General features: G+C 75.2%; 1 protein-coding gene. It reads left to right on the forward strand.

Going from position 1 to position 813, the window contains the following annotated elements:
• Nucleotides 1-200: 200 nt before the first annotated feature.
• Nucleotides 201-813, forward strand: a 613-nt coding sequence (locus tag ACYVE9_RS29060; RefSeq protein ID WP_461030862.1) for an FAD-dependent oxidoreductase, incomplete at its 3' end; no start/stop codon positions are given.

Genomic DNA, 813 nt, shown 5'->3' on the forward strand with positions numbered 1-813 from the left:
GGGGCGCGCGGGCGCGCCGGCGGGACGGCGCAGCACCGGCGGTACGGCTCCGGCGCCGTGCGACCACTGTGCGACCGTGCTCTGCCGGTGCGCGACTGCCCTGGAGCCCGTACCTTCGTAGGGTCGTGTCGCACGTGAGATTTGGTCGCACGGGCTGAACGGATCAGACCGGCATCGGGTATTCATCTCGGGGAGGGCATGTGCCCAGCACCGCACCCATACGTCGCACGGACACCGCTGACGTGGTGATCATCGGGGCCGGACTCGCCGGTCTCGCCGCCGCCCACCATCTGAGCAACGCCGGCGTGGCCGTCACGGTGCTGGAGGCCGCCGACCGGATCGGCGGCCGGCTGGCGACCGACCGGACGGACGGCTACCTGCTCGACCACGGCGCCCAGCTGTTCTGCCAGGACTGGCCGGAGCTGGCCCGCTGCCACGGGCTGGAGTCGCTGGCGCTGCGCCCGTTCTCCCCCGGGGCGGTGGTCCGCAGCGGTGACCGGTCGATACGGGTCAGCAGCGCCCGGACCCTCCGCCCGAGCGGGGTCACAGGGGGCGCACGACACACCGCACGCGCCCTCGCGCACGCGGTGGACGCCGCTCGGCTCCGAGGCCAGTTGGCCCGGCTGGGCAGCACTCCGGTGGCGCGGTTGCACACCAGGGCGGAGCTGCCGGCCGAGCGCGCGCTCGGTGCCCGCGGGGTGCCCGGCCGGACGGTGGAGGCGCTGCTGAGGCCGCTGGTCGCGGCGCTGCTGGGCGACCCGGACCTCACCACGTCCAGCAGGGTGGTCGATCTGGCGCTGCGCGGCTTCGCCC

The organism is Streptomyces sparsus (genome assembly GCF_054776295.1).